The organism is Streptomyces sp. ID05-39B, from assembly GCF_033794725.1.
Taxonomy (GTDB): Bacteria; Actinomycetota; Actinomycetes; order Streptomycetales; family Streptomycetaceae; genus Streptomyces; species Streptomyces bobili.
Genome location: NZ_JARGEF010000274.1, coordinates 1 through 9,936 on the forward strand (window position 1 = coordinate 1; position 9,936 = coordinate 9,936).

Consider the following 9,936-nt stretch of genomic DNA (forward strand, 5'->3'; position numbering starts at 1 on the left):
CTCCCCCTTCTCGGCCCCGACGCGGCCCTGGGATTCGACACCGAACCGGACACCAAGCCGACCCCCGCCCGAGGCTTCGACGCCGTGGCGGAGGCCGTGCTCGGGGACGATCCGCGCTCGCTTCCCGGGGTCGACGGGGCGCCCGCGCTGCTCGGTGAGCCGATGGCGCGAATCAACGAGGCGGTGCGGGCGGGTCGCACGGACACGGCCGCGGCGCTCGCGGAGCGGACGGTGACCGAGGCGTCGGCGACGCTGGGACCGGAGTACCCCGAGGTGCTCCGGCTGCGTGAACTCGCCGCGTACATCGCCTACTTGGCCGGTGACCCGGTCCGCTCCTTCCACCTCTCGCTCGACCTGGCCCGTATCCACCACGGCAACCGGGACGCGGAGGCCTCGTACGGCAACGTACAGAGCGCGGCGACGGCCTGGCGGGCCGTGCGGGACCCCTTCCAGGGCCTCAACCTTGGCACCGAACTCCTCACCCTGTGGACCGAGTTGGTCACGGAGGGCGGACCCGCCGCCGAGGACGCCGAGGAACTGGAGTCGGCCACGTCCCGGATGACCCGGCTGGCCCGACGGGCCCGCGACTCGGGCGCGGGCCCGCAGGGATAGCCGGCGGACCGCAGGGAACGCGGGCGGACTGCAGGGAACGCGGGCGGACTGCAGGGATAACCGGCGGGCCCGCAGGGAAAGCGGGTGCGCCCGCGGCGACAGCGCATGGGCCCGCGGCGGCAGTGCGCGGGCCCTGGGCCGCAGACCTACTGCGACAACGTCCACACCGCGTGCGCGAGCGCGTCCGCGTTGCGGTTGAGGGCGGTGTCGTTGACGTTGGCGGTGGTGTCGCAGGAGGAGTGGTAGCAGCGGTCGAAGGCCTGGCCGGCCGTACCGCCCCACTTGGTCACCTGCGCCGCCGTCTTCGCGCGGCTCGCCCCGGTGAACAGGCCGCCGACCGGGACGCCCGCGCTCTTGAAGGGCGCGTGGTCGGAGCGGCCGTCGCCCTCGGTCTCGATCTCGGTGGCGACGCCGATGCCCGCGAAGTAGTCCTTGAAGGTCGTCTCGATGGCCGGGTCGTCGTCGTAGACGAAGTAGCCGGGGTTCGGCGAGCCGATCATGTCGAAGTTGAGGTACCCGCTGATCCTGGCGCGGTTCGCGGAGGACAGGCTGTTGACGTAGTAGCGGGAGCCGACCAGGCCGAGTTCCTCGGCGCCCCACCAGGCGAATCTCAGATGCTTGGTGGGCTGGTAGCCGGTACGGGCGACGGTGAGGGCGGCCTCCAGTACGGCCGCCGAGCCGGTCCCGTTGTCGTTGATCCCGGCGCCGGAGCTGACGCTGTCGAGGTGCGAACCGGCCATGACGACCTGGTTGGTGTCGCCGCCGGGCCAGTCGGCGATCAGGTTGTAGCCGACCCGGCCGGACGCGGTGAACTGCTGGATCCTGGTGGTGAATCCGGCGGCGTCCAGCTTGGCCTTCACATAGTCCAGGGAGGCCCGGTAGCCGGTGCGGCCGTGGGCCCGGTTGCCGCCGTTGGCGGTGGCGATGGACTGGAGCTGGGTCAGGTGTGCCTTGACGGCGGTCACCGGGATGTCGGGCGCCGCGGTGATCGTGGCGGGCTCGGGGGCGGGTGCCGCGCCGGCTATGGATCCGGTGGCGAGCAGCGTGGCGGCGGCGACGACGGCGGTCGCCGTGGCCCGCCCGGAAACGGAGAGCTTCATGGTGGGGGGCTCCGAGTTCCAGAGGGATCCCCGGTGGGTTGGCCACAGGGAACCCACAGTGAATGGGGTGCCTGGATGGTGAAGCTGTGGCCAACTCTCCGTCAAGAGTGCTATCTGGACAAGGAGTTCACATGACGGAGCCGCTCGCCGCCCGGCGGCCGTGAACGTTTGGACCCGCCTTCACCCGGCCGCCCCGACCCCTGTTTCCAGCTCTGTTTCCGGGCCTGTTTCCAGCCCTGTTTCCAGCCCTGCTTCCGGTTCTGTTTCCAGCTCTGTTTCCGCGCCTGTTTCCGCCGCTGCCCGGCTCTGTGCACGCAGAACTCGTTCCCCTCCGGGTCCGCCATCACCACCCACGCCCCGGACGGTTCCTTCACCTCCGCCAGCACGCTCGCGCCGAGCGCGGTGAGCCGCTCGACCTCCCCCTCCCGCCGCCCCGCACCGGGGTGCAGGTCGAGGTGGAGCCGGTTTTTGACCGTCTTGTGCTCCGGCACCCGCTGGAACAGCAGCCGCCGCCCCAGCCCGGTGCCGCTCTCCGCGTCGAAGGGGTCCGCGGGATGCCGTACGGCGATCAGGTCCCGGAAGGCCGGGCGGCCGTGGTGCTCCAGGGTGGCCGCGCCGGGCAGTGCGCCGAGTCCCAGCAGCCGCTCGATGAGCGCGCTGTTGTCCTCGACCGTGTAGTGCAGCGCGGCGGCCCAGAAGTCCGCCTCTGTGTGCGGGTCGAGGGAGTCGACGACGAGTTTCCAGTGGACGGGCGTGGGTTCCGTTGAGGGTGTCTCGCTCATGTAACCAGTTATATTGGTTACATGAGCGCGCGGGCAACGGAAACGCCGGAACACCCGAAAACACCGGGTGCGGCCACATCGTCGACATCGTCCGCATCGCCGGGATCGCCTGTGTCACAGGCATCGCCGACCGGCCGGCCGTCGTCACCCGGTCGGCCCCCTGGCCTGACGCTGGTCTCGCACGACGGCACGCCCTACCGCTTCGACCCGGGCGCCCTCTGCCTGGAGCTGCTGCCCACCGGCGGACCCGGCGCCCTCGCCCGCTACGAGGTGCTGCACGAACCCGCCGACCTTGTTGCCTGGGCAGCCCGCAGCCGCCTGCCCGAAGGGCTGGAAGTCGCCGTGTCCGAAAGGGAGGTGCGCCGGGTACGGGAGGTCCGGGACGCCCTCTTCCTCCTCACCGCCGACCGGGCGCACGGCCGCCCCCTGCGGCCGGAGCACCTCGACGCCCTCAACGAGGCCGCGGCCGAGCCCCCGCTCGTCTCCCGGCTCACCCCGGACGGAACCCGTGCCTGGTCGCCCGGCGCCACCGGCACCCATCTGCTCTCGACCGTCGCCCGCGACGCGATCGACCTCTTCAGCGGCCCGCACGCGCACCGGGTCCGCGAGTGCGGCGCGCACGACTGCCGCCTGCTGTTCGTCGACACCTCCCGCCCCGGCCGCCGCCGCTGGTGCGCGATGGAACACTGCGGCAACCGCGAGAAGGTACGCGCGCACCGGGCACGCGGGCGCCTCACGGAGAGCTAGCCACCCGCTCGCAGGCTCACGGAGCGCTAGTCACCCGCCAGGCGCCCCACGGAAAGCCAGTCACCCGCGCGGAGCCTCACGGTGACCGTCGTTACGGCTTGGCAAGGGGGGAGACGCCCGGCGCCTCGACAGAGGACGGCACGCTCTCGGGCTTCGGTGCGGGACCGGCGGTGCCGGGCGTCCCGGTCTCGGCGGCGAGCGCCAGTGCGGTCCTGGCCGACCGTGCCGTACGCGCCGTACGGACCGAGGAGCGCCACGCGTCCCCGGTGAGCAGCACCAGCGCCAGCCAGACCAGCGCGAAGCCGGCCCAGCGCTCGGGCGGCATGGCCTCGCCGAAGTAGAGGACGCCGAGGAGGAACTGGAACACAGGCGCCATGTACTGCAACAGGCCCAGCGTGGACAGCGGCACCCGGATCGCCGCCGCGCCGAAGCAGACCAGCGGAAGCGCGGTGACGATGCCGGTGGAGGCGAGGAGAGCCGAGTGCCCGAGGCCCTCATCGGTGAAGGTGGAACCGCCGTGGCCGGCCAGCCACAGCAGATAGCCGAGCGCGGGCAGGAACTGGATCGCCGTCTCGGCGGCCAGCGACTCGACCCCGCCGAGGTTGACCTTCTTCTTCACCAGCCCGTAGGTGGCGAAGGAGAAGGCGAGGCAGAGGGAGATCCACGGCGGGCGGCCGTACCCGATGGTCAGCACGAGAACGGCGGCGAGGCCGACGCCGACCGCCACCCACTGCACGGGCCGCAGCCGCTCCTTCAGCAGCAGGACGCCCATGGCGATGGTGACCAGCGGGTTGATGAAGTAGCCCAGCGACGCTTCGACGACATGGCCGCTGTTCACGGCCCAGATGTAGACGCCCCAGTTCACCGTGATGACGGCGGCCGCGACCGTGACGAGCGCGAGCCTGCGCGGCTGGCGCAGCAGCTCACCGGCCCACTTCCAGCGCCGTACGACGATCAGCGCGGCGGCGACGAAGGCGAGGGACCACACCATGCGGTGGGCCAGGATCTCGGCCGCGCCGGCGGGCTTGAGCAGCGGCCAGAAGAGGGGGACGAGGCCCCACATCCCATAGGCGGCGAAACCGTTCAGCAGGCCGACCCGGCCCTCACCACCCTTGGACGTCCCGGTCACGGGCCCCTCCTTCTCACGACCTCACGACAGGCATGCGTGGACGAAGGTAACGCCGGACACCCCCGCCTGTCATGTCCGTATCGCCATACGGTCGTGACAGGCGGGGGTCGGGAGGCCCGGGGGCCCGGAACGGGGGAGTAGCGGCCCTCGGGCGGGACGGCGAGCCTCGGGTGGGAGGCGCGAGGTCAGTCCTTCAGGGCGGCGGCGATCGCCTCGGACAGCGGGGTGGTCGGGCGCCCCGCCAGGCGGGAAAGGTCACCGGTGGAGATGACCAGCTCGCCCTTCGAGATCGACGTGTCCACGCCGGCCAGGATCGCGGCGAACGGCTCGGGCAGCCCGGCGCCGGTCAGGATGCCGATCAGGGTCTCGGCGGGCACGGGGCTGTAGCCGATCTCCTTGCCGGTCTGCCCACTCAGCTCGGCCGCGTACTCCGCGAAGCTCCACGCCTCGTCGCCGCCCAGCTCGTACGTCGTGTTCTCGTGCCCCTCGCCGGTCAGTACGGCGACCGCGGCGGCGGCGTAGTCCGCGCGGGCGGCGGAGGAGACGCGGCCCTCACCGGCGGCGGCGACGACGGCGTTGTGCTCCAGCACCGGGGCGAGGTTCTCGGTGTAGTTCTCGTGGTACCAGCCGTTGCGCAGCAGGGAGTAGGGCAGCCCGGAGGCGAGCAGTGCCTTCTCGGTGGCGCGGTGATCGTCGGCCAGCGCGGCGCTCAGGGTGCCGGGCGCGCTGGTGTACGCCAGCAGTGCGACGCCGGCCGCCTTCGCGGCGTCGATGACGACCTGGTGCTGGGCCGGGCGGCCCTTGTCGACCTCGCTGCCCGAGATGAGAAGCACCTTGTCACCGGCGGCGAACAGGCCGTCGAACGTCTCGGGGGTGTTGTAGTCGGCGACCGCGAGCTTCACGCCGCGCTCGGCGAGGTGCGCGGCCTTGGCCTTGTCGCGCACGACGGCCGTGATCCCCTCCGCGGGGACCTTCTCCAGCAACTGCTCCACGACGTGACGGCCGAGGTGTCCGGTGGCTCCGGTGACGACAATGCTCATGGTTCAGAACTCCTTGGGGTGCGGTCTGCAACTAACCCTAAGGCATGCGCTAACTCTTGGAAAGTACCCACTTTGAAGTAAGGTACTGGCGTTCAGGTAAGTGGATCGGAACGAGGGGCCTGCACAAACGCAGAGGCCCGGAACCTCCGCGGTTCCGGGCCTCTGCGCGAGGCGGACGCAAGCGACTGGTCGCTCAGCCGACGACCGTCCAGGTGTCCCCGCCGGCCAGCAGCGACGCCAGATCCCCCTTGCCGTGCCGCTCGATCGCCTCGTCGAGCTGGTCGCTCATCTGGGTGTCGTACACCGGACGCTCGACGGAGCGCAGGACGCCGATGGGGGTGTGGTGCAGGGTGTCAGGGTCGGCCAGCCGGGACAGTGCGAAGGCGGTGGTCGGCGAGGCGGAGTGCGCGTCGTGGACCAGGATCTCGGACTCGTTCTCCGCGCTCACCGTCACCACCTCCAGATCGCCGGTCACCCGGTTCCGCACGACGCCCCTGGACCGGTCGCCGCCGAACCGGATCGGCTGTCCGTGCTCCAGCCGGATCACCGCCTCCTCGGCCGACTGCCGGTCCTTGAGCGCCTCGAAGGCTCCGTCGTTGAAGATGTTGCAGTTCTGGTAGATCTCCACCAGCGCCGTGCCCGGATGGGCGGCGGCCTGACGCAGCACCTCCGTCAGATGCTTGCGGTCGGAGTCGATCGTGCGTGCCACGAACGACGCCTCCGCGCCGATGGCCAGCGACACCGGGTTGAAGGGCGCGTCCAGCGAGCCCATCGGCGTCGACTTGGTGATCTTGCCGACCTCGGAGGTGGGCGAGTACTGCCCCTTGGTCAGCCCGTAGATGCGGTTGTTGAACAGCAGGATCTTGAGATTCACATTGCGCCGCAGGGCGTGGATGAGGTGGTTGCCGCCGATGGACAGCGCGTCGCCGTCCCCGGTGACCACCCACACGCTCAGGTCGCGTCTGCCGGCGGCGAGCCCGGTCGCGATCGCCGGGGCACGCCCGTGGATCGAATGCATCCCGTAGGTGTTCATGTAGTAGGGGAAGCGCGAGGAGCAGCCGATGCCCGAGACGAAGACGACGTTCTCTCTCGCCAGCCCCAGCTCCGGCATGAAGCCCTGGACGGCCGCCAGGATCGCGTAGTCACCGCAGCCGGGGCACCAGCGCACTTCCTGATCGGACTTGAAGTCCTTCATGGACTGGCGGCCCTCGGCCTTGGGGACCAGTGAAAGCGCCTCGATCGTGCCCGTGCCTTCCGTGGACGTGTCAGCCATCGATGGCCTCCTTGAGCGCCGAGGCGAGCTGTTCCGCCTTGAACGGCATGCCGTTGACCTGGTTGTACGAGTGCGCGTCGACCAGATACCTCGCCCGGATCAAGGTGGCGAGCTGGCCCAGGTTCATCTCCGGGATCACGACCTTGTCGTAAGCCTTCAGGACCGCGCCCAGATTCTTCGGGAAGGGGTTCAGATGCCGCAGATGGGCCTGCGCGATCGGCTCCCCGGCCGCCCGCAGCCGCCGTACGGCCGCGGTGATGGGCCCGTAGGTGGAACCCCAGCCCAGGACCAGGGTCCTCGCCTCGTGCGGGTCGTCGACCTCGACGTCCGGCACGTCGATGCCGTCGATCTTGGCCTGCCGGGTGCGGACCATGAAGTCGTGGTTGGCCGGGTCGTAGGAGATGTTGCCCGTGCCGTCCTGCTTCTCGATCCCGCCGATACGGTGCTCCAGACCTGGCGTCCCCGGCACCGCCCACGGCCGGGCCAGCGTCCGCGGGTCCCGCTTGTACGGCCAGAACACCTCGGAGCCGTCCTCCAGGGTGTGGTTGGGACCCTGCGCGAACTGCACGGTCAGATCAGGCAGTTCGTCCAGTTCCGGGATGCGCCAGGGCTCGGATCCGTTGGCGAGGTAGCCGTCGGACAGCAGCATCACCGGGGTGCGGTACACCAGGGCGATCCGGGCCGCCTCCAGAGCCGCGTCGAAGCAGTCGGCGGGTGTGCGGGGCGCCACGATGGGCACCGGGGCCTCGCCGTTGCGCCCGAACATCGCCTGGAGCAGATCCGCCTGCTCGGTCTTCGTCGGCAGACCGGTCGACGGCCCGCCGCGCTGGATGTCGATCACCAGCAGCGGCAGCTCCAGGGACACGGCGAGCCCGATGGTCTCCGACTTCAGCGCCACACCGGGCCCGGAGGTCGTGGTCACCGCCAGCGACCCGCCGAACGCCGCCCCCAGCGCCGCGCCGATGCCCGCGATCTCGTCCTCGGCCTGGAAGGTGCGTACGCCGAAGTTCTTGTGCTTGCTCAGCTCGTGCAGGATGTCCGAGGCCGGCGTGATCGGGTACGAGCCCAGGAACAGCGGAAGGTCCGCCTGCCGGGAGGCGGTGACCAGCCCGTACGACAGCGCCAGGTTCCCGGAGATGTTCCGGTAGGTGCCGACCGGGAACGCCTTGGACGCCGGGGCGACCTCATAACTGACCGCGAAGTCCTCGGTCGTCTCCCCGAAGTTCCAGCCCGCCCGGAAAGCGGCGATGTTCGCGGCGGCGATGTCCGGCTTCTTCGCGAACTTCGACTTCAGGAACTTCTCCGTCCCCTCCGTCGGCCGGTGGTACATCCACGACAAGAGGCCGAGCGCGAACATGTTCTTGCTGCGCTCGGCCTCTTTGCGGGTGAGGTCGAAATCCTTGAGAGCCTCGACGGTCAGGGTGGTCAACGGGACCGGGTGGATCTGATAACCGTCGAGGGAACCGTCCTCCAGCGGCGAGGCCGCGTACCCCACCTTCTGCATCGCCCGTTTGGTGAACTCGTCGGTGTTGACGATGATCTCCGCGCCACGCGGCACATCACCGATGTTGGCTTTCAGTGCCGCCGGATTCATCGCGACCAGCACATTGGGCGCATCACCCGGCGTGAGGATGTCGTGGTCGGCGAAGTGCAACTGGAACGAGGAAACGCCGGGGAGGGTGCCGGCGGGCGCGCGGATCTCGGCGGGGAAGTTCGGCAGGGTCGACAGGTCGTTGCCGAACGACGCCGTCTCCGAGGTGAAACGGTCACCGGTGAGCTGCATACCGTCACCCGAGTCCCCCGCGAACCTGATGATCACCCGGTCGAGACGGCGTACGTCCTTCGTCCCGCCCGGTTTGCGCTGCTCTCCCACGACGGCTGCGTCGGTTCCGTCGGTTCCGTCGGCCTGTTCCGCTGGACTGCTGACCTGACTGGTCACTGAACTGGACCTCCCTAGAGGCGGCTGTCCGGGGGAAGGCCTTCCCGAAGGCCCTCCCTGGATCAACCCTACGTCTGTAAGGGTCGCCTTCCCTCGGCCATTCACATGACGGTCACCGCCGTGAGACGGCCCGGCGCCCTGACTTGCCATGATTTCCGACTGCCCAGTATGTCCAAGAAGGCGCGACGAGAATGCCTGATAGTCGTCATGAATTGAGATAGGTGAGAACCGCGAGAACGCGACGATGATCTCCGTCGCTCGGGGACAGGCCGAGCTTCAGGAAGATATTGCTGACGTGCTTCTCCACCGCGCCGTCGCTCACCACCAGCTGCTTCGCGATCGCCGAGTTCGTCCGCCCCTCGGCCATCAGCCCCAGCACCTCCCGCTCCCGTGGGGTCAGCCCGGCCAGCACATCCTGCTTGCGGCTGCGCCCGAGGAGCTGCGCGACCACCTCGGGATCGAGGGCGGTGCCCCCCTCGGCCACCCGCACCACCGCGTCCACGAACTCCCGTACCTCGGCCACCCGGTCCTTGAGCAGATACCCCACGCCCCGGCTGGAACCGGCCAGCAGTTCGGTGGCGTACCTCTCCTCCACGTACTGCGACAGCACGAGCACCCCGAGCCCCGGATGCGCCTTACGCAGCCGTACGGCCGCCCGCACTCCCTCATCGGTATGTGTAGGGGGCATCCGCACGTCGGCCACGACCACGTCGGGCAGCGCGCCCTCCGCGTCCAGCTCGGTGATCGTCTTCACCAACGCCTCGGCATCCCCGACCCCGGCGACCACCTCGAGCCCCCGGTCCGTCAACAACCGCGTCAGCCCCTCCCGCAACAGCACCGAATCCTCGGCAATGACCACCCGCACCCTGACCTCCACGCTCGCCGGCCCCCCAGCCACTCGTCCATCCACACAACAGCTCCCAGCATCCCAGCAACCCCGCGCCCGCGCCCGGACAACAGCGGACTGAGGCCGGGAAACGCCTGACGGGAGGCGGTGGTTCCGGATTTGGGAGGGGTGGTTGGGAGGGGGTCGACCGGTCATCGGCGGGAGTCCGACGGGGCTACCTCTGGACCCGCCGGCATGCGCCGCGGCGGAGCCCGACGTGAAGCCCGACGCGGAGTGCCCGCCCTCGTTCAGGGGCATTCCCCGCCGGGGTTCGGGGCAGAGCCCTTGGCGGGGTCGAAGGGGTGGAGCCCTTGGGAACGGGACGGGACGGATCCGGATGGAACGGCACGGGACGGGACGGAGGAGATGGGACGGAACGGGACCTGGCCTGTTAACAAACATGAAGCAACCGAGAAAATAAAAAACGT

The 9,936-nt window shown here is 69.9% G+C and carries 7 protein-coding genes and 2 pseudogenes; 2 read left to right on the forward strand and 7 right to left on the reverse strand.

All coding sequences use genetic code 11. From position 1 onward, the window contains the following. Positions 1-612, forward strand: a pseudogene (locus P1P75_RS35595) (tetratricopeptide repeat protein); the annotation flags it as partial. Between the two features lie 146 nt (positions 613-758). On the opposite strand, the gene P1P75_RS35600 reads toward P1P75_RS35595, so the two are convergent. Both P1P75_RS35600 and P1P75_RS35605 read right to left on the reverse strand, forming a co-directional pair. After that, a complete protein-coding gene (locus P1P75_RS35600) occupies positions 759-1,712 on the reverse strand; it encodes a M28 family metallopeptidase (RefSeq protein ID WP_319263296.1) in 954 nt (317 codons plus the stop codon). 308 nt (positions 1,713-2,020) lie between these two features. Beyond that, positions 2,021-2,494: pseudogene (locus P1P75_RS35605) on the reverse strand (VOC family protein); the annotation flags it as partial. Between the two features lie 171 nt (positions 2,495-2,665). On the opposite strand from P1P75_RS35605, the gene P1P75_RS35610 reads away from it, so the two are divergent. Then, positions 2,666-3,241: a CGNR zinc finger domain-containing protein gene (locus tag P1P75_RS35610; protein ID WP_319263305.1), complete on the forward strand. Its 576-nt coding sequence runs from the start codon at positions 2,666-2,668 to the stop codon at positions 3,239-3,241. Positions 3,242-3,332: 91 nt separating this feature from the next. Here P1P75_RS35610 and rarD read toward each other — a convergent pair whose 3' ends face one another. The 5 genes from rarD to P1P75_RS35635 form a co-directional block, all read right to left on the reverse strand. Beyond that, the gene (rarD, locus tag P1P75_RS35615) at positions 3,333-4,370 is read right to left on the reverse strand and encodes an EamA family transporter RarD (RefSeq protein ID WP_319263298.1); all 1,038 of its coding nucleotides are present in this window, start codon (positions 4,368-4,370) and stop codon (positions 3,333-3,335) included. A gap of 185 nt (positions 4,371-4,555) precedes the next feature. Continuing rightward, a complete protein-coding gene (locus tag P1P75_RS35620; protein ID WP_319263300.1) occupies positions 4,556-5,410 on the reverse strand; it encodes an SDR family oxidoreductase in 855 nt (284 codons plus the stop codon). Between the two features lie 193 nt (positions 5,411-5,603). Then, a complete protein-coding gene (locus P1P75_RS35625; RefSeq protein WP_319263302.1) occupies positions 5,604-6,683 on the reverse strand; it encodes a 2-oxoacid:ferredoxin oxidoreductase subunit beta in 1,080 nt (359 codons plus the stop codon). Then, complete coding sequence (locus P1P75_RS35630) at positions 6,676-8,622, reverse strand: 2-oxoacid:acceptor oxidoreductase subunit alpha (RefSeq protein WP_319263303.1); 1,947 nt, start codon at positions 8,620-8,622, stop codon at positions 6,676-6,678. The genes P1P75_RS35625 and P1P75_RS35630 overlap by 8 nt, the downstream gene beginning before the upstream one ends. 205 nt (positions 8,623-8,827) lie before the next feature. Then, positions 8,828-9,499: a response regulator transcription factor gene (locus P1P75_RS35635; RefSeq protein WP_319263307.1), complete on the reverse strand. Its 672-nt coding sequence runs from the start codon at positions 9,497-9,499 to the stop codon at positions 8,828-8,830. Between the last annotated feature and the right edge of the window lie 437 nt (positions 9,500-9,936).